The organism is Pseudomonas sp. Ag1 (assembly GCF_000278565.1).
GTDB lineage: Bacteria > Pseudomonadota > Gammaproteobacteria > Pseudomonadales > Pseudomonadaceae > Aquipseudomonas.
In genome coordinates, this window is record NZ_AKVH01000108.1 from 18,279 (window position 1) to 44,107 (window position 25,829).

Genomic DNA, 25,829 nt, shown 5'->3' on the forward strand with positions numbered 1-25,829 from the left:
ATTCAAATGTGGGAGCGGGCTTGCTCGCGATGGCAGCGCCTCGGTCTAGAGCGAAGCCAGCTCGGTTTCCGTTTCCACAGCTTTTGCAGCGGTCAGTTGGCGCATCTGCTCACAGCCCCACAACACCCGCTCCGGCGTCGCCGGTGCATCGATCTTCGGCTGATGGCGATAGTCACCCAGGCTCGCCACGGCGTCCTTGATCGCACACCACGAGGCAATACCGAGCATGAACGGCGGCTCACCCACGGCCTTGGAATGGAACACCGTGTCTTCCGGGTTCTTGCGGTTTTCCACCAGCTTCACCCGCAGGTCCAGCGGCATGTCGGCCACCGCCGGGATCTTGTAGCTGGCCGGGCCGTTGGTCATCAGCTTGCCCTTGTTATTCCACACAAGCTCTTCCATGGTCAGCCAACCCATGCCCTGGATGAAGCCGCCTTCGACCTGGCCGATGTCGATGGCCGGGTTCAGCGAGGCGCCCACGTCATGCAGGATGTCGGTGCGCAGCATCTTGTACTCGCCGGTCAGCGTGTCGACGATCACCTCGCAACAGGCCGCGCCGAACGCGAAGTAGTAGAACGGCCGCCCACGTGCCTGGCTGCGGTCGTAGAAGATTTTCGGGGTCTTGTAGAAGCCCGTGCTGGAGAGCGACACTTGGGCGAAATACGCCTGCTGGATCAGCGCTTCAAAGGTCAGGATGTGATCGCGGACCCGCACATGCCCGTTGTGGAATTCAACGTCGGCCTCGCTGACTTCATATTTGCGCGCGGCAAATTCCACCAGGCGCTGCTTGATGGTTTCGGCGGCATTCTGTGCGGCTTTACCGTTCAGGTCAGCGCCGCTGGAAGCCGCCGTCGGCGAGGTGTTGGGCACCTTGTCGGTGTTGGTGGCGGTGATCTGCACGCGGTCGATTTCCACCTGGAAAATCTCGGCCACCACCTGCGCGACCTTGATGTTCAACCCCTGGCCCATCTCGGTGCCACCGTGGTTCAGGTGGATGCTGCCGTCGGTGTAGATATGGATCAGCGCACCGGCCTGGTTGAGGAAACTGGCGGTGAAGGAAATGCCGAACTTTACCGGTGTGAGTGCCAGGCCTTTTTTCAGGATCGGGCTGTTGGCGTTATAGCGACGGATCGCTTCGCGGCGCTCGAAATACTGGCTGCTTTGTTCGAGTTCGGCGGTCATCTCTTCGAGCATGTTGTGCTCGACGGTCTGATAGTAGTGGGTGACGTTGCGCTCGGTCTTGCCGTAGTAGTTGGCCTTGCGCACGGCCAGCGGGTCGAGGGCCAGGTGCCGGGCAATCGCGTCCATCACTTCCTCGATGGCGACCATGCCTTGGGGGCCGCCGAAGCCGCGGTAAGCGGTGTTGGAGGCGGTGTTGGTCTTGCAGCGGTGGCCGTTGACGGTGGCGTCGCCCAGGTAATACGAGTTGTCGGAGTGGAACATTGCGCGGTCGACAATCGAGTTCGACAGGTCCGGTGAGCAACCGCAGTTGCCCGCCAGGTCCAGGTTGATACCGTGCAGCCGGCCACTGTCGTCGAAGCCTACGTCGTACTCGATATAGAACGGGTGGCGCTTGCCGGTCATCAGCATGTCTTCGACACGCGGCAGGCGCATTTTGGTCGGCTGGCCGGTGAGGCGTGCGACCACCGCACACAGGCATGCCGGGCTGGCAGCCTGGGTTTCCTTGCCGCCAAAACCACCGCCCATGCGGCGCATGTCGACCACGATTTTGTTCATCGATACGTCAAGTACTTCGGCCACCAGCTTCTGTACTTCGGTGGGGTTTTGCGTGGAGCAGTAGACGATCATGCCGCCGTCTTCGGTGGGCATCACCGAGGAGATCTGGGTTTCCAGGTAGAAGTGTTCCTGGCCGCCGATGTGCAGGGTGCCCTGGATACGGTTCTTCGCGGTCGCCAGTGCGCCCGCCGAATCACCGCGCTGGTGGGTGTGGCTGTCGAGCACGAAATGTTTTTTGCGAAACGCCTCGACCACGTCCAGCACCGGCTCCAGGTCTTCGTATTCGATCACAGCGGCCATCGCCGCCTTGCGTGCGGTTTCCAGGTCGCGGGCGGCGACGGCCAGCACCACCTGGCCGACGAACTGCACGGTGTCGATGGCCAGCAACGGGTCGCCGGGCATCAACGGGCCGATGTCTTTCAGACCCGGCACGTCTTCGTGGGTGATGACGATGCGCACGCCTTCAAAGGCGTAGCAGGGCGCGGTGTCGATGCTAAGGATCTTCGCGTGGGCGCGGTCCGACATGCGTGCGTAGAGGTGCAACTGGTTGGGAAATTCCAGGCGGTCATCGATGTACTGCGCTTCGCCCGAGACGTGCTTGGCGGCGCTGTCGTGCTTGACGCTGCGACCGACGCCGCTGGTCAGGTCCTTGGCAAACAGTTCGGCGAGTTCGGCCTGGGATTTTTCCACGGCGTGATGGTTAGACATAAGCGGTCACCCGAGTCTCGATGTGCGGCGTTTGCAGTTCGATGAAGTATTTGCGCAGCAGGTTCTGTGCGCTGAGCAGGCGGTATTCCTTGCTGGCGCGGAAGTCCGACAGCGGGGTGAAATCCTCGGCCAGGGCCGCGCAGGCTTTTTCCACGGTGGCGGAATTCCAGGTGGCGCCGTTCAGTACGGCTTCGCAGTTCTTCGCGCGTTTTGGGGTGGCGGCCATGCCGCCGAACGCCACGCGGGCATCGTCGATCACACCGTTAGTCATCTTCAGGTTGAAGGCCGCGCAGACGGCAGAGATGTCATCGTCCAGGCGCTTGGAAACCTTGTAGGCGCGGAACAGCGGCACGCCTTTGGGCACGATGATTTTCTCGATGAATTCGCTGTCCTGGCGGGCAGTGACGCGGTAGTCGATGAAGTAGTCTTCCAGCGCCAGGGTACGGCGTGTGTTGCCCTTGCACAGCACGATCTGCGCGCCGAGGGCGATCAGCAGTGGCGGCGAGTCACCGATGGGCGAGGCATTGCCGATATTGCCGCCCAGGGTGCCCTGGTTGCGGATCTGCAACGAGGCGAAACGGTGGAGCAATTCGCCGAAGTCCGGGTATTCGTGGTTGAGCGCGCTGTAGCAGTCGGACAGGGGAGTGGCGGCGCCGATTTCCAGGCGGTCGTCGAAGCTTTCGATGCGCTTCATCTCTTCGATATTGCCGACGTAGATCATCACCGGCAGCGTGCGGTGGAACTGGGTGACTTCCAGCGCCAGGTCGGTGCCGCCGGCCAACAGCCGGGCTTGTGGGTAAGCGTCGTAAAGGTCCGCCAGGTCGGCGACGGTCAGCGGCACCAGGCAGCGTTTGTCGCCGCTGTTCAACTCGCCGGTTTGCGTCGGGGCGATGGCTTTCAGGCGGGCGATGGTGTCGGCCTGGCGACTGTCGAACTGGTCCTGGGGCTTGTTGCAGCAGGCCTGTTCGGCGGCGGCAAGAATCGGGCGATAGCCGGTGCAGCGGCAGAGGTTGCCGGCCAGGGCTTCGTGGGCCTTTTGGCTGTCGGGTGCATCACTGTTCTTTTGCAGGGCGAACAGCGACATCACAAAGCCCGGGGTGCAGAAGCCGCATTGCGAACCGTGGCACTCCACCATGGCCTGTTGCACGCTGTGGAGTTGGCCCTGGTGCTTGAGGTCTTCGACGCTGATCAGTTGTTTGCCATGCAGGGACGAGACAAACGTCAGGCACGAATTGAGGCTGCGATAGCGAATCTGCTCGGCGCCCTGATCGTCGGTGTGCAACTCGCCGACTACCACGGTGCAGGCGCCACAGTCGCCGCTGGCGCAGCCTTCCTTGGTGCCGGATTTGCCCAGGTGCTCACGCAAATAGTTGAGCACGGTCAGGTTCGGGTCCAGGGCGTGCTCGCTACGGAGCTCCTGGTTTAGTAAAAACTGGATCACGGAAGGCCTCGCAGACTCATTATTGTTGTTAACCGCTTTGCGCCGAATCTAGTCATGTCTGACTTTTCGGTCAACGATTTTCTGACCGAAAGGTCAAGAAAATGCGATATCAACATCCTTAATTATGGTCCAGTTCTCTGGAACCGCCGTTTTTGGGGGCTTCTGGACTTTAATGGCTGCTTATTTCATGCCAAATTCCGCTCTGTGGGCCGTACGCCATCAACCGGCAAGTGCGCTACACTGCCGCGCTTGTACCGATAGAAGATTTTGAAGGGAAAACATGACGTTCAAGGCGCCGGATAGTCTTGCCGAGCAAATCGCTCACCACCTCGCCGAACGTATCATTCGCGGCGATCTCAAGCCTGGGGAGCGGATCCAGGAGCAGAAGGTCACACTGGCGCTGAATGTCAGTCGTGGTTCCGTGCGCGAAGCCTTGCTGATCCTCGAGCGCCGGCACCTGATTGCGATCCTGCCGCGCCGTGGCGCCCACGTCACCGAGCTGACGGCCCACAAGGTGCAAAGCCTGTGCACGCTGATGGGCGAGCTGTACATCCTGCTGGGCAATGCGGTCGCCGCCGGCTGGCAGACCCAGGCCGACATGGCGCCGTTCGTGCAAATCCAGCAGCGCCTGATCGCCAGCTTCGAACGCCAGGACATCCGCGCCTTCGTCGAAGAGAGCTTCAACGTGATGCGTGCCGCCTATCCGTTCGCCAACAACCCGTACCTGCAGGAAACCGTCGAGAACCTGCAGCCGGCGATGAACCGCGCCTATTACCTGGCGCTGGATCAGCGCAAGGCGTCCATGAGCGAGTACCTGGTGCTGTTCGAGCAATTGCTCGCCGCCGTGCTGGCCCGTGACCTGCCGCAGATTCGCCTGGTGCTCTCGGCCTACGGCGAGCGCAGTTGCTCGCTGGTCATTGCTGCGTTGGCGGAAGCCTAAGCGTGCGGCTCAAGTGCATCAAACTGGCGGGGTTCAAATCCTTCGTCGACCCGACCACGGTGAACTTCCCCAGTAACATGGCGGCAGTGGTCGGGCCCAATGGCTGCGGCAAGTCGAACATCATCGACGCCGTACGCTGGGTGATGGGCGAGAGCTCCGCAAAAAACCTGCGTGGCGAGTCGATGACCGACGTCATCTTCAACGGCTCCACCAGCCGCAAGCCGGTGAGCCAGGCCAGCATCGAACTGGTGTTCGACAATTCCGACGGCACCCTGGTGGGCGAGTACGCGGCCTATGCGGAAATCTCCATTCGCCGCAAAGTGACCCGCGACAGCCAGAACAGCTACTTCCTCAACGGCACCAAGTGTCGCCGCCGGGACATCACCGACATCTTCCTCGGTACCGGCCTGGGCCCGCGCAGCTATTCGATCATCGAACAGGGGATGATCTCCAAGCTGATCGAAGCCAAGCCCGAAGACCTGCGTAACTTTATCGAGGAAGCGGCCGGCATCTCCAAGTACAAGGAGCGCCGCCGCGAGACCGAAAACCGTATCCGCCGTACCCATGAAAACCTTGCCCGCCTGACTGACCTGCGTGAAGAGCTGGAGCGCCAGCTGGAGCGCCTGCACCGCCAGGCCCAGGCCGCCGAGAAGTATCAGGAATACAAGGGCGAGGAGCGTCAGCTCAAGGCGCAACTGTCGGCCCTGCGCTGGCAGGCGTTGAATGACCAGGTGGGCCAGCGCGAAGCGATCATCGGCACCCAGGAAATCAGCTTCGAAGCCCTGGTGGCCGAGCAGCGCAATGCCGACGCCAGCATCGAACGCCTGCGGGACGGTCACCATGACCTGTCCGAGCGCTTCAATCTGGTGCAGGGGCGCTTCTATTCGGTGGGCGGCGATATCGCCCGGGTCGAGCAGAGCATCCAGCACGGCCAGCAGCGTTTGCGCCAGTTGCAGGACGACTTGAAAGAAGCCGAGCGTGCGCGCCTGGAAACCGAATCGCACCTGGGCCACGACCGCACCTTGCTGCTGACCCTTGGGGAGGAGCTGGACATGCTCACTCCCGAGCAGGAAGTCACCAGCGCCGCTGCCGAGGAAGCCGCTGCGGCCCTGGAAGAATCCGAAACCACCATGCACGCCTGGCAGGAGCAGTGGGACACGTTCAACCTGCAATCTGCCGAGCCGCGCCGCCAGGCTGAGGTGCAGCAGTCACGCATCCAGCAACTGGAAACCAGCATGGAGCGCCTGGCCGAGCGTCAGCGGCGCCTGGTGGAAGAGCGCGTGCTGCTCGCTGCCGACCCGGAAGATGCAGCGATCCTCGAACTGAGCGAGAAACTCGCCGAAAGCGAAATGACGCTGGAAGAGCTGGAAGCCAGCGAAGAACAACAAGTGGAGCGCCTCGAGCAATTGCGTCAGCAACTGCAGCAGGCGACCCAGGCACAGCAGCAGGCCCAGGGCGATTTGCAGCGGCTCAACGGCCGGTTGGCTTCCCTGGAAGCCTTGCAGCAAGCGGCGCTTGACCCGGGCACCGGCACGGCTGAATGGCTGCGTGACCAACACCTGGCCGAGCGCCCGCGCCTGGCCGAAGGCCTGAAGGTTGAAGCCGGTTGGGAGCTGGCGGTGGAAACCGTGCTCGGCGCCGACCTGCAAGCGGTGCTGGTGGATGATTTTGGCGGGTTTGACCTGGCGGGTTTTGCCCAGGGCGATCTGCGTTTGCTCAGCCCGGCGGCGGACGGCACTCGCGTGCCGGGCAGCCTGCTGGATAAAGTGGAGGCGGCGATTGACCTGTCGCCCTGGCTCGGCCAGGTCAAGCCGGTCGACAGCCTTGAGCAGGCCCTGGCCCAGCGCGGGCAGTTGGCCGCCGGGCAAAGCCTGATCAGCCGTGATGGCTTCTGGGTCGGCCGGCACTTTTTGCGGGTACGGCGCGCCAGCGAAGCGGAAAGCGGCGTATTGGCCCGTGGCCAGGAAATTGTCAACCTGACCGCCGAGCGCGAAGAGCGCGAAGCCACACTCGAGTCCCTGGAAAACCAGCTGCAAACCCTGCGCGCCACCCAGCGCCAGCAAGAGACCGGCCGCGAACACCTGCGCCGGCTGTTGCAGGACGAAGCGCGCCAGCAGGGCGAATTGAAAGCCCAGCTCTCGGCGAGCAAGGCCAAGGTCGAGCAACTGACCCTGCGCCGCACCCGGCTCGACGAAGAAGTGGCGGAGATGGGCGAGCAACGCGCCCTCGAACACGAACAAGTCGGCGAAGCACGCCTGCAACTGCAGGAAGCCCTCGACAGCATGGCCCTGGACACCGAGCAACGCGAGCTGCTGCTGGCCCAGCGCGACAGCTTGCGCGAGCGCCTCGATCGGGTGCGCCAGGAAGCTCGCCAGCACAAGGATCACGCCCATCAATTGGCCGTGCGCCTCGGCTCCCTGCGGGCGCAGCACGACTCCACGCGCCAGGCCCTTGAGCGCCTGGAAATGCAGTCCGAACGCCTGACCGAAAAACGCGAGCAACTGAGCCTCAACCTGGAGGAGGGCGAGGCCCCGCTGGAAGAGCTGCGCCTGAAGCTTGAAGAGTTGCTCGACAAGCGCATGACCGTCGACGAAGAGCTCAAGACCGCCCAAATCGCCCTGGAAGACGCCGACCGCGAACTGCGCGACGCGGAAAAACGCCGGACCCAGGCCGAGCAACAGTCGCAACTGATCCGGGGCCAGCTCGAACAGCAGCGCATGGAATGGCAGGCCCTGACGGTGCGCCGCAAAACCCTGCAAGACCAGTTGCTGGAAGACGGCTACGACCTGCACGGCGTGCTCAATACCCTGACCGCCGAGGCCAACGAGAAAGAAGCCGAAGAAGAACTTGAGCGGATTGCCGCGCGCATTCAACGACTCGGCGCGATCAACCTCGCGGCCATCGACGAGTACCAGCAGCAGTCCGAGCGCAAACGTTATCTGGATGCGCAGAACGCCGATCTTGTCGAAGCGCTGGACACCCTGGAGAACGTGATCCGCAAGATCGACAAGGAAACCCGTAATCGCTTCAAAGATACCTTTGATCAGATTAATGGCGGTTTACAGGCGTTATTCCCGAAAGTTTTCGGTGGTGGCAGCGCTTACTTGGAACTGACGGGCGAAGATCTACTCGATACAGGGGTAACGATCATGGCGCGGCCTCCGGGCAAGAAGAACAGCACCATCCATTTGTTGTCTGGTGGCGAGAAGGCACTGACCGCATTGGCCCTGGTATTTGCGATCTTCAAGTTGAACCCGGCGCCGTTTTGCATGCTCGACGAAGTTGACGCCCCGCTGGATGACGCTAACGTTGGACGGTACGCCCGACTGGTTAAAGAAATGTCCCAGACGGTGCAGTTCATCTATATCACCCACAACAAGATCGCCATGGAAATGGCCGATCAATTGATGGGCGTGACGATGCACGAGCCGGGCTGTTCGCGATTGGTGGCGGTGGATGTCGAAGAGGCGATGGCGCTGGTGGAATCCTGAGCCGCAGGTCGAAGGAGGATTTTCAGCAGGACGTAAGGTGATTTACCGGTCTGGGAAAAGTGGCAAATGGACATATTTGTTCAAGGCATTTTGACAGACGGTGTAAAGTTATCTTTGGTCGTGCTAGTTTAATGTCAAATTTTCGTATGCGTGGGCAAAACGTCATTCAGAACATAGAGTTGGCGCCACGTTTTAAAGCGGTTTGCACGGTGCTAAACCCCTTATTTTTCAGCATTTTTTATTAGAGGCACGGGATTACATGGAAATCGGTCTGCGCGAGTGGCTGATCGTCATCGGCATTATTGTCATTGCCGGTATTCTTTTTGATGGCTGGCGCCGGATGCGTGGCGGCAAGGGCAAGTTGAAATTTCGCCTGGACCGCAACCTGTCCAATTTGCCGGACGACGACGGCAGCGCCGAGCTGCTGGGGCCACCGCGTGTCCTGGACAACCATAAAGAGCCGCACCTGGACGAGCACGACCTGCCGTCGATGAGCGCACCGGTGCGTGAAGCCCGTGAACCCAAGCGCGGCAAGCGCAGCGCGGCCAGCGAGCCATCCCAGGGCGACCTGAACCTGGACCTGGAAGAAGGCCCGAGCTTCAGCAGCCGTGATGACGACTTCCCGGATGAGTCCCCGGCCAAGAGCGCCCATAAAGAATCCGTCAAGGACCAGCCGGCTGCCGAAGAGGTGCTGGTGATCAGCGTGATCTGCCGTGACGCCGCCGGCTTCAAGGGCCCGGCCCTGCTGCAGAATATTCTGGAAAGCGGTCTGCGCTTTGGCGAGATGGATATTTTCCATCGCCACGAAAGCATGGCCGGCAACGGCGAAGTCCTGTTCTCCATGGCCAATGCGGTCAAGCCGGGCATCTTCGATCTGGACGACATCGACCATTTCAGCACTCCGGCGGTGAGCTTCTTCCTCGGCTTGCCAGGCCCGCGTCACCCGAAACAAGCGTTCGACGTGATGGTGGCGGCAGCTCGCAAGCTGTCCCAGGAACTCAACGGCGAACTCAAGGACGATCAACGCAGTGTCCTGACCGCCCAGACCATCGAGCATTACCGTCAGCGCATCGTCGAGTTCGAGCGTCGTGCCCTGACACAGAAGCGCTAAGGTCCAAGCTTAAGCGTTGCCTGTAGAATCCATGCACTAACATATTGAGCAGCTTCGGCTGCTCTTTTGCTTTATGAGAGAACACCCATGACCGCCGCCCACACCCGCATCCTCGAACTGCGCGCTGAACTGGATCAGCACAACTACCGTTACCACGTCCTCGACGAGCCGAGCATTCCGGACGCCGAGTACGACCGTTTGTTCCACGAGCTCAAGGCGCTTGAAGCCGAGCACCCGGAGCTGGTAACCCGTGATTCACCGACGCAGCGGGTCGGCAGTGCGGCATTGTCTGCGTTCACTCAGGTACGCCACGAAATCCCGATGCTCAGTCTCGGCAACGCCTTCGATGAAAGTACCATGCTGGAATTTGATCGCCGGGTCACTGAAGGCCTGGACCTGCCCGTGGGCGACCTGTTTGGCGGTGGCGCAGCGGTGGAGTACAGCTGTGAGCCGAAGCTCGATGGCCTGGCGGTCAGCCTGCTGTATCAGGACGGTGAGCTGGTGCGTGGCGCCACCCGCGGCGACGGCACCACTGGCGAAGACATCAGCGTCAACGTGCGTACCGTGCGCAACATTCCTTTGAAACTGCACGGCACCGGCTGGCCGGCGACCCTCGAAGTGCGCGGCGAAGTATTCATGTCCAAGGCCGGTTTCGAGCGGCTGAACGCCACCCAGCTGGAAGTTGGCGGCAAGACCTTCGCCAACCCGCGCAACGCGGCGGCGGGTAGCCTGCGTCAGCTGGACTCGAAGATCACCGCCAGCCGTCCGCTGGAATTCTGCTGCTATGGCGTGACCACGGATATCAGCGACACCCACATCGGCAACCTGCAACAGCTGAAGAAGTGGGGCATGCCCATCAGCCATGAGCTGAAGCTGGCCAAGGGGATTCAGGATTGCCTCGACTACTACCGCGATATCGGTGAGCGCCGCAACGCCTTGCCCTATGAAATCGACGGCGTGGTGTTCAAGGTCAACAGCATTGCCTACCAGCGGGAGCTGGGCTTCCGTGCCCGCGAGCCGCGCTGGGCAATTGCCCATAAATTCCCGGCCATGGAAGAGCTGACCGAGCTGCTTGACGTTGAATTCCAGGTCGGCCGCACCGGCGCTGTGACGCCCGTGGCACGCTTGAAGCCGGTCAAGGTCGCGGGTGTGACCGTTTCCAACGCCACCTTGCACAACATGGATGAAGTGGCACGCCTGGGCCTGATGATCGGCGACACGGTGATCATCCGCCGTGCCGGTGACGTAATCCCCCAGGTGGTGTCGGTTGTCACCGAGCGTCGCCCGGAAAACGCCCGCGCGGTGCAGATCCCCGAGAGCTGCCCGGTGTGCGGCTCCCACGTTGAGCGCACGCAACTGGTCAAGCGTAGCAAGGGCAAGGAAACCGTCAGTGAAGGCGCGGTGTACCGCTGCGTCGGGCGCCTGGCCTGTGGTGCGCAGCTCAAGCAGGCGATCATCCATTTCGTTTCGCGCCGGGCCATGGACATCGATGGCCTGGGCGACAAGACCATCGAGCAACTGGTGGACGAAAAACTCATCGGCTCGCCGGCGGATCTCTACAAGCTCAAGTACGAACAGATTATCGACCTGGAAGGTTTTGCCGACGTTTCCAGCAAGAAGCTGATTGCCTCTATTGAAAACAGCAAGACGCCAACCCTCGCACGGTTTATCTACGCTCTGGGCATTCCCGATGTGGGCGAGGAGACGGCCAAGGTGCTGGCGCGCTCGCTGGCATCCCTGGAGCGCGTGCAGCAGGCCTTGCCGGAAGTGCTGACGTACTTGCCGGACGTTGGCCTGGAAGTGGCCCACGAGATTCACAGCTTCTTTGAAGACAGCCATAACCAGGATGTGATTGGCGCCCTGATCTCGAAGGACGAGTGCGGCCTGGAGTTGCAGGAGCAGGGCGACCTGAGCGCCGAGTTTGCGGCGAGCACCACGTTGGGCGGCTTGCTCGACAAGCTGCACGTGCCGTCCGTGGGCCCGGGCGCCGCGCAGAAACTCGCCGACAAATTCGGCTCCCTCGAAGGCGTGATCAAGGCCGACTGGCTCGACATGCGCCAGGCGTTGCCGGAGAAGCAGGCCAAGGCCGTCCGGGACTTTTTTGATATTGAAGAAAACGCCCGGCGTGCGCTGGCCATCGAGCAACAGCTCAAGGACTTCGGCATGCACTGGCAGAGTGAGAAGAAAGTCGTCGAAGGCTTGCCCGAGGCCGGTCACACATGGGTGCTCACCGGCTCCCTGGAACTGATGAGCCGCGATGTTGCCAAGGAAAAACTCGAAAGCCTGGGCGCCAAGGTGGCGGGCTCGGTGTCGGCGAAAACCCATTGCGTGGTCGCCGGGCCGGGCGCGGGTTCGAAGCTGGCCAAGGCCACTGAGCTGGGCTTGAAAGTGCTGGATGAAGAGGCGTTCGTGGCATTTTTGGCCAAGCACAACATCACAGTCTGATGATCGTTCCCACGCCCTGCGTGGGAACGCCGCCCTGGACGCTCTGCGTCCGCTCTAAAGTTGCGACGCGGAGCGTCACTGGATGCATTCCCACGCAGAGCGTGGGAACGATCTCTCTCGGGCAATGCTCTAGTATTGGCAAGCCTCCCGGAGAGATCGCCATGTACCGCTTCTTCGAACAACTCAGTTCGCGCATCGCCGCACCGTTCATGGCCGAGACCTCGCGCAACAGCAAGGTCTGGCAGTGCCGCTGTGGGCAATCGCTGTTCTTTCGCAACAGCCAGTGCCTGGCCTGCTCGGCGCTGCTGGGCTATCAGCCGGAGCAGAGTCGCCTGTCCTCCCTGCAGCCCGGCCCGTATGCCGATACCTGGCTGCTGGACGCCGACCCTGAAGCCGGTGCCTTTCGCCGCTGCGCCAACCTTGACACGCCCGCCGCGTGCAACTGGTTGCTGCCCGCCGACAACGGCCAGGCCTTGTGCGTGGCCTGCAGCCTGAACCGCACCATTCCCGACCTGTCGATCCCTGAAAACCCCGAACGCTGGCGCAAGGTCGAAACCGCCAAGCGTCGTCTGGTGGCCCAACTCATCAGCCTGGGCTTGCAGGTGATTCCCAAGACGGTCGATGAAGACACCGGCCTGGCCTTCGATTTTGTCGGCATCGACCTGGAAGGCAACGCGCCCACCACCGGCCACGCCAATGGCCTGATCACCCTCGACATCAAGGAAGCCGACGACGCCCACCGTGAGAAAATTCGCGTACAGATGCGCGAGCCTTACCGCACCTTGCTCGGTCACTTCCGTCACGAGGTCGGCCATTACTACTGGGACCGCCTGATCGCCAACAGCCATTGGCTGGAGCCGTTCCGCACGCTGTTCGGTGACGAGCGCGCCAGCTACGCCGACGCCCTGGAGCAGCACTACCAGAACGGCCCGCGCCCGGACTGGCAGCAAACCTGCGTCAGCGCCTACGCCACCATGCACCCGTGGGAAGACTGGGCGGAAACCTGGGCGCATTACCTGCACATGATGGACGCCGTCGACACCGCGCTGGGCTTCGGCATGAGCGCCCGGGAGATGGACCTGGATTACCAGCCGTTCCCCCTCAGCACCCTCTACGACCCCGGGCATCCCGGCGGCACGGCGTTCCTGTCATTCGTCAATGCGTGGATCGAACTGGCCGGCATGCTCAACGAACTGTCCCGCAGCATGGGCCAGCCGGATTTCTATCCGTTCGTCCTGCCGCCGGCGGTGATTGCCAAGCTGCACTTCATTCACCTGGTGATCCAGCAAGAGGGCGGTCGGGCGGACGAGGTCGTGCTTTTGTAGGAGCAAGCTTGCTCCTGCAGCCAAGTACTTGAACCATCAGATATTTTTAATCCCGCGCGAACGGTTGTAACTTACGATGAGATCGGTACAATGGCGCGGCTTGCCGAGATGCGAGCGTCGTTATGGTGACCCCATCGGTCCCCCCGCAACGATTACCCGTGAACCTGGTCAGAGCCGGAAGGCAGCAGCCACAGCGGGAACATTGTGTGCCGGGGTGTGGCTGGTGGGGTTGCCTCCATAACGCCCCTTCTGTAGTCATCCTTTTTACATATTTAGAATATTCAGACTCAAGCGCCGGATTTAGATCAGCGTTTGGTTTTCTCGTACCTGAAATTCTAGGTTCTCCCTTGATCATTTGCCGTGAGGGCTACGTGTCGTTCCTTGATCGTCGCACACAGAAGAAGCGAAAAGTCTAATGTCTGAATGAAATCAGGCGTGATATCGTTGTGCCACTAACTGAGCGGCATCATCGGTGTTATAGGGAGATGGCATGAAAAAAGTAATAGCTTTGTCCGTTTTGGCTGCGGTAGTAGCCCTTTCATCCAGTAGTGTTTTTGCCCGTGGCAGCAGTTTCGGCGGACACTCGTCTTCCCACTCCAGTTACTCCTCATCCAGTCGCTCGGATCACACCATTCGTGCATATACCAAAAGCAACGGTACCTATGTGGGTTCCTCTCATGCGACAAATCCGGACGCCACTCGTAACAACAACTACAGCACCAAGGGCAACGTGAATCCCTATACCGGAAAACTCGGAACCAAAAGCCGCGATGGCCTCAAATAGTCGAGTCCTTCACAACGGGTGAAAGTCCCGCTGGACAGCCAAAAACCTCCTTGCTAGTTTGCGCCAGTCACATATTTCAAGATATGTCGATGACGCATGGATGATATTAAAGTGATGGCACTTTATTGCTCATTCACCCCAACTAACAAGGATGTCAGTAATGAAAAGCCTGCAAGGGTTGCCCACTCTCATCAGCGCTTCCGTCGGTGCGCCGGGCAAAGCCCGCAACTTGCCCACCGATGTTCAATGCATCCAGTATTTATTCAACTTGATCATTCCCAAGTTGGGTTTCCCCCTGGCGGAAAATGGCAAGTGCGACGGCCAGTTGGTGCAGTGCATCAGCCAGTATCAGTTCCGCCACCTCAAATACGCGCATCCCGATGGTGTCATCGACCCTACCGGTCGCACCTTCAATAGCCTGATCGAAGAAGCGGTGAAGGTGCCGGTCAAGCCGAACCCGACCCTGCGTATTCCGACGTTCCTCAATGTGTTCGGCAACACCGGCGCGGACATGGTCCAGGCCACGGTCGACCACTATCTGGACCGCATGCGGGCAATGATCGAGGCCGAGCGGCGCAACCGGCAGATGATGCTCCAGGCCACGTGCGACGGCGGCACGACGCTGACGGATACGGACTTCCAGAACGCTGCCACGCAGTTGGGTAACGGCATTTCCGTCAATATCATCAAGGCCTTTGCCACGGTGGAGTCGGGCGGGCGCTCCGGGTTCGGCCCGGCCAAGTTGCCGGTGATCGCCTTTGAAGGGCACCATTTTCGCAAGTACACCAAGAGTAAATACGACCAGACCCACCCGCTGTTGTCGTACCCCTACGTGAAGAAGGCCGGGCCCCAGTGGAAGGCCAATAACAAGGACCAGACCAAGGCCTGGGAAACCATGGCCACCGCCTTTGCGCTGGATCAGGAAGCGGCCTTGAAGTCGGCCTCCTGGGGCATGTTTCAGATAATGGGCTCCAACTTCACGGCATGCGGTTATAAAACGGTGTTTGAATTTGTGGTGGCCATGAAGATTAATGCCGGGCATCAACTAAAGGCCTTCCTCGGTTTTTGCAGCCAGAGCCCGGCCCTGGTCAAGGCCATGAAGAACAAGGATTACGCCGCCATGGCGCTGAACTATAACGGCAAGGATTATGGCGACTATGACCAACGCATCAAAAAAGCCTACGAAGCACTTGAAGGGAAAAAATAGAATGCCGTTCAAACGTTGCGTGTCCCGATTGCTGGTTGCCTCTTTCGTGTGTGTTGCTGCAGGTGCGCCGGCGTTTGCCGCTACGCTGCACTCGGGCAAGTACGAAGGGCTGATGCTGGCCGTGACGCCCGAGCATCAGGTGGAGGGGTTTTATGCCGAGGAAATGGGCGAGGGCGTGACCCGCTCGTGCACGTTCTTCCTGCAGGGCAAGGTCGACGGTGCGAAGGCATCGGTGTCGACATGGCTGGATGAGGCCTATCCGGGTACCGTCGCGGCCTCCTCGGACGGTGTGATGCTGACCGTGGAGAAGGGCCGCGAACATCCCGGCTGCATCAACGTGTTGATGCCGGAAATTGCCACCGGCCTGGACCTGACCCAGACCGCTGCCAAGAAGTGGATTGGCCTGGTGACCGTTTCGTCCGACAAGGCCTTCCTGCAGAAGACCCCGGACGCCAAGGCCAGCCATCGTGCCTACGTGGTCAAGGACGATGTGGTCGCGGTACTGGCGTTCAAGGATGGCTGGGCCCAGGTCGAGTTCATCAATGGCGAAGGCCGCTCTTCCAAGGGCTGGATCAGCCAGGACCAGTACGCTAGGCTGGTCCCCGCAAAAGGCTGAAGATGCTGCTGCGCCCGCGCGTAGCGGGGCGAAAACCGGTTAGCCGAAAGTTTCCCGCAACAGCCCCGCAAAGGCATCCCGCGCCAGATGGCGTTGGGTGTCTTTGTGCCAGAACAGCAGGTTATCCACCGCCGCCAATTCGTCGAAGCGGTAGGACGTCAATTGGTTGGCCTGCTCGTAGCGCGCCAGGATGCCTTCCGGCGCCAGTGCCACGCCAATCCCCGCGCTGACGCAGCCAATGATCGTGCCCCAACTGGCATAATTTGCGATGGCAGGCTTGATGTCGTGGGGCTTGAGCCAGTTCTCCAGGGCTGCGCGATACGGGCAGCCGGGCGGCCACACCAGCAGCGTGCGGCCGGCCAGGTCCCGGGCGTCCTCGATGGGTGCGCTGGAGGCGCTGGTAATCAGCACCAGGCGCTCGCTGTAGACCACGCTTTGTTCGAGCTTCGGGCGTTTGCCGCCGGCGGCCACCAGCGCGGCGTCGATGCGGTGATGTTGCAGGTCATCGAGTAACTGCGCCCAGGCACCGGTCACCAGTTCCAGCTCCACTTGTGGATAACGTCGATGGTATTCGGCCAGCAGCGGCGGCAGGCGGCCACTGGCGCTGGATTCCACTGCGCCGATGCGCAGCTTGCCGCGGGGAATCGCGTTGCTGTCGACGGCACGCTTGGACTCTTCCACCAGCGCGAGGATGCGCTCGCAGTAGTCGAGAAACACTTCCCCTGCGGCACTGATCGCCAACCCGCGCCCGGCGCGAATGAACAGCGGGGTACCCAACTCGCTTTCCAGTTGCTTAATGCGTGTGGTGATGTTGGACGGCACGCAGTGCAGTTGCAGGGCGGCCTGGGCCACGCTGCCGGTTTGTGCCACGGCTTTCACCATTTTCAGTTGGGCCAGTTCCATCGCTCAGTTCCAGTGATTACAGAAGTCAGAAACGGTTAATTGTCCTGCGCCTTGCCGGGGCCAAGACTGACGGCATTCCCACTGCTGGGCGCCGTTCATGAAAGCCCCGTCACCTGTAAAGCTTACGCTAGTCACTGCCTGCGTCATCCTCTGTTGGGCGTATTCGCCGATTGGCGTGCATCTGGCCTTGCACAGCTACAGCCCTGGCCAGTTGGCCTTGGGGCGGTTCCTGATTGCTTCGGTATTGATGGCCGGCGTCGCGTTGGTCATGAGGATCGAGCGGCCACGTCTGCGGGACCTGCCGTGGTTGCTGGTGCTGGGCTTCTTCGGGATTTTCCTGCATCACCTGACGATCAATTTCGGCCAGCAATTTGTCACGGCCGCTGCCTCCAGTGTGCTGGCGCAGTCGGTTCCGCTATTTACGGTGCTGGTGGCGTTTTTCGGCTTGAAGGAGCGAGTTACCGGCTGGCGCTGGGGTTGCGTGCTGCTGGGCTTGAGCGGGGTGCTGGTGGTGATCTGGGGCGAGCATGGCCTGGGGCAGATTGATCCCCGTGGACTGATGATCCTGCTGGCGGCGTTGTCGTGGAGCCTTTATTTCACCATCCAGAAACACTATTCCCGGCGCTACAGCCCGCTGACCACGGTGTGCTACACCGTGTGGTCGGGCACCTTGCTGTTGTGTGTGTATTTGCCGGGTTTGCCGGCGGTGGTGTCGCAATCATCAACCCAAGCCAACTGGGCGGTGTTGTTGCTCGGCGCCTTTCCCAGCGCCCTGGCGTACCTGGCCTGGGCCTATGTGTTGCGGCATGTCGAGGTCAGCCGCGCGTCAGTGGCGTTGTACCTGGTGCCGCCGGTGGCGATGGTGATGGCCGCCACGCTGCTGGGCGAGCAGGTTTCGCTGCGCGTGGTGCTGGGTGGCCTGATCGTGCTGGCCAGTGTCGGCGCCATCAGCCTCGAAGGGCGCTGGCGCCGCAAGCCGTTACGGGTTCACGGTGAACACCCGCAGGCGGTGACCGTCGGGGTCCTGGGCGACAAAGGTGTAGCCGAAGTCCGCCTCGACCGGTGACTGGATGATGCTCATCCCGAGTTGCACCCAGCGTGTGTGCAAATCGTCGACCGTTGCGATATCAGCGACGCAGAAACCCGCCTCGCTACCGCCAACCGAGGCTTGGGCCGCAGGCTCCACGGTATGGCGCGACCACAGGCCGAGTTTCACCCCGTTGTCGAGGATGAACAGCGCAAAGGTCGGCCCCAGCTCCACCGGCGGCTTGTCCAGCAGTCGGCTGTAGAGGTTGGCGCTGGTGGCCGGGCTGTCGACGTACAACAAAAAGTAATGGGCAATGCTATTCATGATGACTCCGTGGAATGACGCAGCAATGGCGCGGCTCAGTCCCTAGTCTAAGGGGCTGTCCTGTCAGTTCATGTCAGGAGTCATCAAGCAAAGAGCAGACAGTCAATCTGGCTGTCTGCTCTTTTTATTGCGTGCACGTGTGTTGCGAGCTCTAAGGCTTGGACAAGGCCTGGTCTACCGCTGCGATCAGCTTTCCCAGATCCTTCGGGGTGGCTTTGTGAATGACACCGAACAGATAAGCGCGCTGTTCCTCCTCGTCGACCAGGTCTGCGAAAAAGACTTTCAGCTTCACTCCCAGCGCCTCTGCGAACAAGAACAGTGCCTCGACGCTGGGTGTATAGGTGCCGGTTTCGAAGCGGCTGATGGTTTTAGGGTCAAAACCGGTTTTTTCACCTAGTTCAGCCTGAGTAAGCCCTGCGACCTTGCGGTAACGTCTGATGGCTGGACCCAAACTTGAAATGTGCATCGCTCAATTCCCATTTAGAATCAAGAACTTAACGATAAATCTTAAAATTAGACAACCGCATGTACCATCACCTTTTCTTGCAAAATGTGATGTAATTCGTAGAATCGGCATCTAGGACAAGTATTTGGTGGTCTCGTTTCAGAAGGCAGGTTTATGAAACAGGAAATCATTGCTCTCTCCTTACTCTCATAAATATGCCCATAAAACGGACGCCTGGCAGGGACTGAAATGTCGCTCGTCAGTGCCACGCTTCATTGCGCCTCACGTGCCGGATACCCGAATTCAAGCCTAGTTGATCATCACTGAATGGATGATGAATTGCTGTGCAAAATCGTGGGTTTGCGTACCTTTGCGGCCAACCAGCCGATCGACGGCGCAGCCCGACTGGAAATACGAATCCGCCTGTCCTGCCTACCCGGTGGTCGAGAGGGCGATCGAATGCTGTCCATGGAGCTTTAACGTGCGTCTCAATTTGCCGGTCACTGCTGTTGAACAGACTTTTGGGGAGCAGCAACGGCTAATTTCCGCAACTGACGTCAACAGCCATATTACCTACTGCAACGCCGAGTTTGCCGCCATGAGCGGCTTTACCCAGGCCGAGCTGATCGGCAGCACCCACAACCTGGTGCGCCACCCGGACATGCCGCCCGCCGTGTTCCAGCTGATGTGGAGCTACCTCAAGGCCGGGCAGAGCTGGATGGGCGTGGTGAAGAACCGCTGCAAGAACGGCAACTATTATTGGGTCAGCGCCTATGTGACGCCGATTCTCGAAGACGGGCGACTGACGGGCTATGAGTCGGTGCGGGTCAAGCCCACCCGCGAACAGGTGCGCCGCGCAGAAGCGCTGTACGCGCGGTTGCAGGCAGGTGGTGCGGCGGTCTCGCCGGTGCGGCGTGTGGCGTCTGTGTCCCGAGCCATGGCGTTGCCACTGGCGGCTGCCGTTGCCAGTGTCGCCGCCTTCCAATGGGTTCCGGGTGTATGGGCCCAGGCGTTGACTGTCGGCTTGTTTCTCGGCCTGGGCGTCTGGGGGCATCAACGCTTGGGACTACAGCTCAAGCAGATTGTGCAGAACACGCCCAATACCTTTTCCGACCCCATCAGCGCCATGACCTACAGCGACGCGCTGGGGCCGACCGCGCAGCTCGAAATGATCCTGATCAGCGAAGAAGCGCGACTTAAAACCGCCCTGACGCGCCTCAGCGACCTGGCCAACCAGATGGCCGAAGCAGCCGCCCATTCCAGCGTGTTGTCGAGCACCACCGAATCGGCGTTGCTGGAACAGCGCGCCGAGACCGACATGACCGCCGCCGCCATGACCGAGATGGCTGCGTCCATCGCCGAAGTGGCAGTGCACGTTCAACAAACCGCCAGTGAAGCCCACACCGCCAACACCCTCGCCGAGCAGGGCAGCCAGGTGGCCGGCACGTCGCGCGAGGCGATCCAGCTGCTGGCCGGCACCGTCACCCAGATCAATCAGGCGGTGGGCAACCTGGCCGGGCAGACCCAGCAAATCCAGGTGGCCGCGAGCATGATCCAGGCAATCGCCGACCAGACCAACCTGCTGGCCCTCAACGCGGCCATTGAAGCGGCCCGCGCCGGCGAGCAGGGCCGTGGCTTTGCCGTGGTGGCCGACGAGGTGCGCGCCCTGGCGGGCAAGACGCGGGAGTCGACCCAGCAGATCCAGGGCATCATCCAGAACCTTCGGGCGGGCGCCGATGAGGCGGTCGAGATCGCGAGCCTGGGCATTCACGAGGCCGAGCAGGGCGTGCAGCAAGTACTTGAGGCGCAGCAGGCGCTGCAAGGCATTCGCCACGCGGTGGAGCGTATTACCAGTATGAGTCAGCAAATGGCTGCTGCCTCACAGGAACAATCCCACGTCGCCGAGGAAGTTTCACAGCAGATCAATAACGTTGCCGCCACGGTGCAAAAGACAGCGGGCAATGCCAACGCTGCAGTCACCCGTGGCCGGGAACTCGAAAGCATCTCTTCCGGGTTGCGCGCCCTGGTCGAGCGGTTCAACCGCTAGCCACAGTGAGCCTGACTCATGGACGAGAAATACCGCAGGGCCGTGGATGCAGCCGCCATTTTCTCCGAGACTGACCTGGCGGGCTGCATCACTTACGTCAATGACCAGTTCTGCGGCATGTCCGGCTACGGGCGTGACGAGTTGCTGGGGCAAAATCACCGCATTCTGAGCTCGGGACTGCACCCTGCGGGGTTCTTCCAGGGCATGTGGCAAGCCATCAGCGAAGGCCGGGTGTGGCGTGGGGAAATCTGCAACCGGGCCAAGGATGGGACGTTGTATTGGGTGGACAGCACCATGGTGCCGCTGCTCGATGAGAAGACCGGGCGCGTGCAGAAGTACGTGTCGATCCGCTTTGATGTCAGCGAAAAGCGCCAGCTGTTGCACACCCTGCAATGGCGGGTCGGCCACGATGTGCTGACCGGCTTGCCGAACCGCGCCTATCTGTCGGAGTTGCTTAACCAGTCCCTGGAGTTCTCCCGCAGCGAAGACATACCGTTGGCGTTGTGCATGCTCGACCTGGACGGCTTCAAGGCGGTCAACGACGGGTATGGGCATGCCTGTGGGGATCTGTTGTTGGTGGAAGTGGCCACTCGGTTGCGGGAGATCATCCGCGGCGAGGACGTGGTCGCCCGGCTCGCCGGTGACGAATTTGTGCTGATCCTGCGTTATGTGCGCGATATCGACGAGCTGAACGGCGCCTTGCTGCGCATCCTCAAGGCGATTTCCGAGCCGTACTCGATCCAGGGGGCGGAGCTGAATGTGTTCGCCAGCATCGGCGTCACGCTGTTCCCCCTGGACGACGAGGACGCCGACACCTTGCTGCGCCATGCCGACCAGGCGATGTATGTGGCCAAGCAGAGCGGGCGCAACCGCTACCAGTTGTTTGATGTATCCCTGGAACAGGAGGTCAAGGCCAGCCACCAGACCGTGGAGCAGATCCGCCAGGCCCTGGCGGCGGGCCAGTTGTGCCTGCATTACCAGCCCAAGGTCAACTTGCGCTGCGGCACGGTGGTGGGGTTCGAAGCGTTGTTACGCTGGCAGCACCCCGAGCGTGGCCTGGTGAAGCCGGGGGATTTCCTGCCACTGATCGAGCAGACCGACCTGATTGTCGATATCGGCGAATGGGTGATCGCCCAGGTGTTGGGCCAGATGCATCGCTGGCAGGTGCATGGGCATTGGTGGTCGGTGAGCGTGAACATCGCGGCGCGGCACTTCCAGCGCGAGGATTTTGTCGAGCGCCTGCAAGACTTGCTGGCGCAATACCCGCAGGTGGAGCCGCACCGGCTGGACCTGGAGATCGCCGAGTCGGTGGCCATCGACAATATCCAGCGTGTCACCCAGCACCTGGAGGCCTGCCAGGCCTTGGGCGTGCAGTTCTCCCTGGATGATTTTGGCACCGGCTATTCCTCCCTGAGCTACCTCAAGCGCCTGCCGACCCAGACCATCAAGATCGACAAGTCGTTCGTGCGCGACATCCTGCACGACAAGGACGACCTGGCGCTGACCAAGGCCGTGATAGGTCTGGCCCGTGCGTTTGGCCGCGAAGTGATTGCCGAAGGCCTGGAAACCCTGGAGCACGGCCAGCTGTTGATGCGCATGGGCTGCGAAGTGGCCCAAGGCTATTTCATCGCCCGGCCGATGCCTGCGGACGACGTGCCGGGTTGGGTCGAGGGATTTGCACCGCCGCCGCAGTGGCAAAAGCTTGAGTGATGTTTACTGTGGCGAGGGAGCTTGCTGTGGCGAGGGAGCTTGCTCCCGCTGGGCTGCGTAGCGGCCCCAAGATCTTTGGGAGCGCTGCGCACTCCAGCGGGAGCAAGCTCCCTCGCCACACGAGTCCCGGGGTTATTGGTCTGTCAGGGCAAACTGCGTCAGGCAGAACGTCGCAATGCCCATGTCTTCCAGGCGCTGGGACCCACCCAGCTCCGGCAGGTCAATGATCGCCGCCGCTTCGAAAATCCGTGCGCCCATGCGCCGGGCCAGGTTGGCCGCTGCGATCAGCGTGCCGCCGGTGGCGATCAGGTCATCGAACATCAGCACCGAATCACCTTCACACAGGCTGTCGGCGTGCACTTCCAGGAAGGCTTCGCCGTATTCGGTCTGGTAACTCTCGGCCAGCACGTCAGCCGGCAATTTGCCTTGCTTGCGGAACAGAATCAGCGGTTTGTTCAACTGATAGGCAATGATCGAACCGATCAAAAAACCGCGGGCATCCATCGCACCAATGTGGGTGAAGTCGGCTTCGACGTAGCGGTGTACGAAGGTGTCGGCCACCAGGCGCAAGGCCTTGGGCGACTGGAACAGCGGCGTGATATCGCGAAAGATCACCCCAGGCTTGGGGAAGTCGATGACTGGGCGAATCAGGGATTTGATGTCGAACGAATCGAAGACCATCGTCGAGGAGTCCTGGGGAGGAAAGCGGACTCGAAGTATACCTGCGGCCCAGCCGATTGGCTCGGCCGCAAGCGTCTGGATCAACCGTCGAGCGAACCGCCAGCCAATGCGCAGAGCTGGATCGGGTCGAGGATATGCACTTCCTTGCCTTCGGCCGCAATCAACTCGTTCTGCTGGAAGCGGGTGAATACCCGGGACACGGTTTCCACCGCCAGGCCCAGGTAGTTGCCGATTTCGTTGCGCGACATGCTCAGGCGGAACTGGTTGGCCGAGAAACCCCGCGCGCGGAAACGTGCGGAGAGGTTGACCAGGAAAGTGGCAATACGCTCGTCGGCGGTTTTCTTCGACAACAGCAGCATCATCTGTTGGTCGTCGCGGATTTCCCGGCTCATCACGCGCATCAGCTGGCGACGCAATTGCGGCAGCTGCAGGGCCAGTTCATCCAGGCGTTCGAACGGGATTTCACACACCGATGTGGTTTCCAGGGCCTGGGCCGACACGGGGTGAATCTCAGTGTCCATGCCCGACAGTCCGACCAGTTCGCTCGGCAGGTGGAAGCCGGTGATCTGTTCTTCGCCGCCATCGCTCAGGCTGAAGGTTTTCAGCGCGCCAGAACGTACTGCATAAACGGAGTCAAACTTGTCGCCCTGGCGAAACAGGAACTCGCCTTTTTTCAGTGGGCGACCGCGTTTAACGATCTCGTCCAGCGCTTCCATGTCTTCCAGATTCAACGAAAGTGGCAGGCACAGGGGGGCCAGGCTGCAATCCTTGCAATGAGCCTGGCTATGAGCGCGCAGTTTAACTGGCTCGGACATTTCTTAAATCCTTGTGGGAAAACACACATAAGACGTAAGGGTACCGCACTGGGGGACGATCAGGCCAGCGTGTACAAAAAAGCAGCAGCGGTATAAAGAATTTTGTATCGAGGTCGATACAAGATTGTCACTCCTAGAGCTGGAGGCTCAGATCATGCTTTCCATTGGCGCAACCAACCCTGCCATTGTTTCTTCGCTAACCGTGCCTGATGCGAAAAAAGACCCCGCTGCAGACGATAAAGACCAAGCGTCTTCTACCGATCGGGCCACTGACACCAAGCCCCAAGGACTGGTGGTGGATATCTCGGGAGCGGGGCTGAAGGCCTCCAAGGCCAGCACCAACTCCAACAAGGACATTGACGACAGCAACCTGAAAGACAACATCAAGCAGCTGTTGAAAATGATTCGCGAGATGAGAAAACAGCTCGCCGAGAAGCTGGCTCAGCTCTCAGCTGCCATGTCCGACGCCTCAAAGACCCCGCAGGCAAGGCAGGCCAGAGTGGCCGCCTTGCAGAGTGATATCGCGACATTGCAGGCCGGCTTGATGACGGCCCAATCGCAGTTGACCAAGGCCTTGAAGGACGAGTCTCCCGAGTCGCAGCTGGAAGCGATGGCCCTGCTGGCGAAGTAGGACAGGTTCAGATTACCCGCGAAAATCGTTGCCGATTCTGGTGCTCCAGATAGGCATCGAACACCATGCACACCGAGCGTACCAGCAGGCGCCCCGCCGGCAATACGCGGATGCCCTGTGGGTCGAGTTCGATCAGTCCGTCCTCGGTCATCGCCTCCAGTTGCGGCCAGAGCTCGTCGAAATAGCCGCGAAAATCGATGTTGAAGGCCTGTTCGATCTTCTCGAAATTCAGGCTGAACGTGCAGATCAGCTGCTGGATCACTTCCCGGCGCAACCGGTCATCCGTGGTGCATAACAACCCACGGCTGGTGGCCAGTTGCGCGCCGGCGAGGGCGTTCTGGTAGTGGTTCAGGTCGCTGCTGTTCTGGCAGTACAGGTCGCCGATCTGGCTGATCGCCGACACCCCGAGCCCGATCAAATCGCAATGCCCATGGGTGGTGTAGCCCTGGAAGTTGCGTTGCAGCGTGCCTTCTTCCTGGGCGACGGCCAATTCATCGTCCGGCAGGGCAAAGTGGTCCATGCCGATGTAGCGGTAGCCCGCCCGGGTCAACTGCTCGATGGTGGTTTGCAGCATCAGCAGTTTTTCCGCCGGGGAGGGCAGGTCGTCGGTGTTGATCCGTCGCTGGGGCATGAACCGTTCCGGCAGGTGTGCGTAGTTGAACACCGAGAGGCGGTCCGGTTGCAGGCTGATGACTTCTTCCACGGTGCGTGCGAAATTCAGCGGTGTCTGCTTGGGCAAACCGTAGATCAGGTCGATATTGATCGAACGAAACTGCAGGGTGCGCGCTGCGTCAATCACTGCGCGGGTTTCTTCCAGGCTTTGCAGGCGGTTCACCGCACGCTGCACTTCGGGGTCTAGGTCCTGCAGGCCGATACTGACGCGGTTGAACCCCAGTTCACGCAGCAGGCCCATGGTCGCCCAGTCGGCTTCCCGTGGGTCGATTTCAATCCCGTAGTCGCCGGAGTCATCGTCCAGCAGGTTGAAGTGCTGGCGCAGGCGGCCCATGACCTGACGCAGCTCGTCATGGCTGAGAAAGGTCGGGGTGCCGCCGCCGAAGTGCAGCTGCTCGACCGGCTGTTTGGGATCGAGGTGGCACGCCACCAACTGGATTTCCTGCTCCAGGCGTTGCAGATAGGCGTGAGCCCGGCCGCGATCCTTGGTGATGACCTTGTTGCAGGCGCAGTAGTAGCAAATGTTGGCGCAAAACGGCACATGCACATACAGCGACAGGGGCCGTACGGCCTTGCGGCTGTCGCGCAGGGCGTGGAGCAGGTCAAAGGTGCCGACCTGGCTGTCGAATTGTACGGCGGTGGGGTACGAGGTATAGCGTGGCCCCGCCAGGTCGTAGCGGTGAATCAGATCAGTGTCCCAACGAATGGCGTCGAGCATGCGGGCGTTCCCCCGGATAGGCTAGTGGGCCGAGTCTAGGGGCTGGGTGGG

General features: G+C 60.8%; 21 protein-coding genes, 1 other RNA gene and 1 pseudogene. 15 read left to right on the top strand and 8 right to left on the bottom strand.

The annotated features are described in order from the left end of the window. Positions 1-45 precede the first annotated feature (45 nt). Positions 46-2,445, bottom strand: a complete 2,400-nt coding sequence (gene xdhB, locus A462_RS08415) for a xanthine dehydrogenase molybdopterin binding subunit (protein ID WP_003219089.1) — start codon at positions 2,443-2,445, stop codon at positions 46-48. Next, positions 2,438-3,886, bottom strand: a complete 1,449-nt coding sequence (gene xdhA, locus A462_RS08410) for a xanthine dehydrogenase small subunit (protein WP_008437558.1) — start codon at positions 3,884-3,886, stop codon at positions 2,438-2,440. Before xdhA ends, xdhB begins: the two co-directional genes overlap by 8 nt. A 280-nt stretch (positions 3,887-4,166) precedes the next feature. Between xdhA and A462_RS08405 the strand changes: the two genes are divergently transcribed. From A462_RS08405 to A462_RS08375, 9 genes are all read left to right on the top strand, one after another. Continuing rightward, the gene (locus A462_RS08405; RefSeq protein ID WP_003219085.1) at positions 4,167-4,826 is read left to right on the top strand and encodes a GntR family transcriptional regulator; all 660 of its coding nucleotides are present in this window, start codon (positions 4,167-4,169) and stop codon (positions 4,824-4,826) included. A gap of 2 nt (positions 4,827-4,828) precedes the next feature. Next, a complete protein-coding gene (gene smc, locus A462_RS08400) occupies positions 4,829-8,317 on the top strand; it encodes a chromosome segregation protein SMC (RefSeq protein WP_003219082.1) in 3,489 nt (1,162 codons plus the stop codon). A gap of 259 nt (positions 8,318-8,576) precedes the next feature. After that, positions 8,577-9,428 carry a cell division protein ZipA gene (gene zipA, locus A462_RS08395; RefSeq protein ID WP_003219080.1) on the top strand — a complete coding sequence of 284 codons (852 nt, stop codon included), beginning with the start codon at positions 8,577-8,579 and terminating at the stop codon, positions 9,426-9,428. Positions 9,429-9,515: 87 nt separating this feature from the next. Further along, positions 9,516-11,873 (top strand): NAD-dependent DNA ligase LigA, encoded by a 2,358-nt coding sequence (gene ligA, locus A462_RS08390; RefSeq protein WP_008437559.1) that lies wholly within the window; start codon positions 9,516-9,518, stop codon positions 11,871-11,873. 161 nt (positions 11,874-12,034) lie between these two features. Beyond that, on the top strand, positions 12,035-13,198 hold the full coding sequence (locus tag A462_RS08385) for a zinc-binding metallopeptidase family protein (protein WP_008437560.1): 1,164 nt from the start codon (positions 12,035-12,037) through the stop codon (positions 13,196-13,198). 132 nt (positions 13,199-13,330) lie between these two features. After that, an RNA gene (gene ffs / locus A462_RS33710) (signal recognition particle sRNA small type) lies at positions 13,331-13,427 on the top strand. 261 nt (positions 13,428-13,688) lie between these two features. Continuing rightward, the gene (locus A462_RS33715; protein ID WP_083853240.1) at positions 13,689-13,982 is read left to right on the top strand and encodes a hypothetical protein; all 294 of its coding nucleotides are present in this window, start codon (positions 13,689-13,691) and stop codon (positions 13,980-13,982) included. Between the two features lie 160 nt (positions 13,983-14,142). Further along, positions 14,143-15,189 carry an N-acetylmuramidase family protein gene (locus tag A462_RS08380; RefSeq protein WP_003219071.1) on the top strand — a complete coding sequence of 349 codons (1,047 nt, stop codon included), beginning with the start codon at positions 14,143-14,145 and terminating at the stop codon, positions 15,187-15,189. 1 nt (position 15,190) lies between these two features. Beyond that, positions 15,191-15,805, top strand: coding sequence for a hypothetical protein (locus A462_RS08375; protein WP_003219069.1), 615 nt, complete (start codon positions 15,191-15,193; stop codon positions 15,803-15,805). A gap of 39 nt (positions 15,806-15,844) precedes the next feature. Here the strand turns inward: A462_RS08375 and A462_RS08370 are convergent, their stop codons facing one another. Beyond that, a complete protein-coding gene (locus A462_RS08370; RefSeq protein WP_008437561.1) occupies positions 15,845-16,708 on the bottom strand; it encodes a LysR family transcriptional regulator in 864 nt (287 codons plus the stop codon). A 97-nt stretch (positions 16,709-16,805) separates the two neighbouring features. Between A462_RS08370 and A462_RS08365 the strand changes: the two genes are divergently transcribed. Further along, entirely contained in the window at positions 16,806-17,774 is a 969-nt protein-coding gene (locus A462_RS08365) for a DMT family transporter (RefSeq protein WP_032899655.1), read from the top strand. Here A462_RS08365 and A462_RS33720 read toward each other — a convergent pair. Then, complete coding sequence (locus A462_RS33720) at positions 17,688-18,059, bottom strand: VOC family protein (protein ID WP_003219063.1); 372 nt, start codon at positions 18,057-18,059, stop codon at positions 17,688-17,690. The genes A462_RS08365 and A462_RS33720 overlap by 87 nt on opposite strands. Before the next feature lie 151 nt (positions 18,060-18,210). After that, positions 18,211-18,525: a helix-turn-helix domain-containing protein gene (locus tag A462_RS08360; RefSeq protein WP_003219061.1), complete on the bottom strand. Its 315-nt coding sequence runs from the start codon at positions 18,523-18,525 to the stop codon at positions 18,211-18,213. Positions 18,526-18,831: 306 nt separating this feature from the next. On the opposite strand from A462_RS08360, the gene A462_RS34335 reads away from it, so the two are divergent. The 4 genes and pseudogenes from A462_RS34335 to A462_RS08350 all read left to right on the top strand — a co-directional run bounded on the left by A462_RS34335 (position 18,832) and on the right by A462_RS08350 (position 22,261). Then, entirely contained in the window at positions 18,832-18,984 is a 153-nt protein-coding gene (locus A462_RS34335; RefSeq protein WP_157222851.1) for a hypothetical protein, read from the top strand. A gap of 1 nt (position 18,985) precedes the next feature. Beyond that, positions 18,986-19,312: pseudogene (locus A462_RS35295) on the top strand (PAS domain-containing protein); the annotation flags it as partial. A gap of 129 nt (positions 19,313-19,441) precedes the next feature. Next, the gene (locus A462_RS08355; protein WP_443200830.1) at positions 19,442-20,551 is read left to right on the top strand and encodes a methyl-accepting chemotaxis protein; all 1,110 of its coding nucleotides are present in this window, start codon (positions 19,442-19,444) and stop codon (positions 20,549-20,551) included. Between the two features lie 18 nt (positions 20,552-20,569). Then, a complete protein-coding gene (locus A462_RS08350; RefSeq protein WP_003219057.1) occupies positions 20,570-22,261 on the top strand; it encodes a putative bifunctional diguanylate cyclase/phosphodiesterase in 1,692 nt (563 codons plus the stop codon). 132 nt (positions 22,262-22,393) lie between these two features. Here A462_RS08350 and A462_RS08345 read toward each other — a convergent pair whose 3' ends face one another. Together A462_RS08345 and fnr are read right to left on the bottom strand one after the other, a co-directional pair. Beyond that, positions 22,394-22,942 (bottom strand): adenine phosphoribosyltransferase, encoded by a 549-nt coding sequence (locus tag A462_RS08345; RefSeq protein WP_003219046.1) that lies wholly within the window; start codon positions 22,940-22,942, stop codon positions 22,394-22,396. A gap of 80 nt (positions 22,943-23,022) precedes the next feature. Next, positions 23,023-23,757, bottom strand: coding sequence for a fumarate/nitrate reduction transcriptional regulator Fnr (gene fnr / locus A462_RS08340; protein WP_003219044.1), 735 nt, complete (start codon positions 23,755-23,757; stop codon positions 23,023-23,025). A gap of 154 nt (positions 23,758-23,911) precedes the next feature. Here fnr and A462_RS08335 point away from each other — a divergent pair, with 154 nt between their 5' ends. Beyond that, the gene (locus A462_RS08335; RefSeq protein ID WP_008437565.1) at positions 23,912-24,388 is read left to right on the top strand and encodes a hypothetical protein; all 477 of its coding nucleotides are present in this window, start codon (positions 23,912-23,914) and stop codon (positions 24,386-24,388) included. A 7-nt stretch (positions 24,389-24,395) separates the two neighbouring features. On the opposite strand, the gene hemN is transcribed toward A462_RS08335, so the two are convergent. Beyond that, on the bottom strand, positions 24,396-25,778 hold the full coding sequence (gene hemN, locus A462_RS08330) for an oxygen-independent coproporphyrinogen III oxidase (RefSeq protein WP_003219038.1): 1,383 nt from the start codon (positions 25,776-25,778) through the stop codon (positions 24,396-24,398). Positions 25,779-25,829: the final 51 nt, after the last annotated feature.

Bases quoted from the DNA above. Each gene is read 5' to 3' on its own strand.
- hemN (WP_003219038.1), bottom strand. From the start codon at position 25,778: ATGCTCGACGCCATTCGTTGGGACACTGATCTGATTCACCGCTACGAC.
- A462_RS08350 (WP_003219057.1), top strand. From the start codon at position 20,570: ATGGACGAGAAATACCGCAGGGCCGTGGATGCAGCCGCCATTTTCTCC.
- ligA (WP_008437559.1), top strand. From the start codon at position 9,516: ATGACCGCCGCCCACACCCGCATCCTCGAACTGCGCGCTGAACTGGAT.
- A462_RS08335 (WP_008437565.1), top strand. From the start codon at position 23,912: ATGCTTTCCATTGGCGCAACCAACCCTGCCATTGTTTCTTCGCTAACC.
- A462_RS08375 (WP_003219069.1), top strand. From the start codon at position 15,191: ATGCCGTTCAAACGTTGCGTGTCCCGATTGCTGGTTGCCTCTTTCGTG.
- A462_RS08385 (WP_008437560.1), top strand. From the start codon at position 12,035: ATGTACCGCTTCTTCGAACAACTCAGTTCGCGCATCGCCGCACCGTTC.
- A462_RS08365 (WP_032899655.1), top strand. From the start codon at position 16,806: ATGAAAGCCCCGTCACCTGTAAAGCTTACGCTAGTCACTGCCTGCGTC.
- A462_RS34335 (WP_157222851.1), top strand. From the start codon at position 18,832: ATGGATGATGAATTGCTGTGCAAAATCGTGGGTTTGCGTACCTTTGCG.
- A462_RS08380 (WP_003219071.1), top strand. From the start codon at position 14,143: ATGAAAAGCCTGCAAGGGTTGCCCACTCTCATCAGCGCTTCCGTCGGT.
- A462_RS08345 (WP_003219046.1), bottom strand. From the start codon at position 22,942: ATGGTCTTCGATTCGTTCGACATCAAATCCCTGATTCGCCCAGTCATC.
- xdhB (WP_003219089.1), bottom strand. From the start codon at position 2,445: ATGTCTAACCATCACGCCGTGGAAAAATCCCAGGCCGAACTCGCCGAA.
- A462_RS08370 (WP_008437561.1), bottom strand. From the start codon at position 16,708: ATGGAACTGGCCCAACTGAAAATGGTGAAAGCCGTGGCACAAACCGGC.
- A462_RS08360 (WP_003219061.1), bottom strand. From the start codon at position 18,525: ATGCACATTTCAAGTTTGGGTCCAGCCATCAGACGTTACCGCAAGGTC.
- A462_RS33720 (WP_003219063.1), bottom strand. From the start codon at position 18,059: ATGAATAGCATTGCCCATTACTTTTTGTTGTACGTCGACAGCCCGGCC.
- A462_RS08355 (WP_443200830.1), top strand. From the start codon at position 19,442: ATGGCGTTGCCACTGGCGGCTGCCGTTGCCAGTGTCGCCGCCTTCCAA.
- fnr (WP_003219044.1), bottom strand. From the start codon at position 23,757: ATGTCCGAGCCAGTTAAACTGCGCGCTCATAGCCAGGCTCATTGCAAG.
- A462_RS08405 (WP_003219085.1), top strand. From the start codon at position 4,167: ATGACGTTCAAGGCGCCGGATAGTCTTGCCGAGCAAATCGCTCACCAC.
- A462_RS33715 (WP_083853240.1), top strand. From the start codon at position 13,689: ATGAAAAAAGTAATAGCTTTGTCCGTTTTGGCTGCGGTAGTAGCCCTT.
- zipA (WP_003219080.1), top strand. From the start codon at position 8,577: ATGGAAATCGGTCTGCGCGAGTGGCTGATCGTCATCGGCATTATTGTC.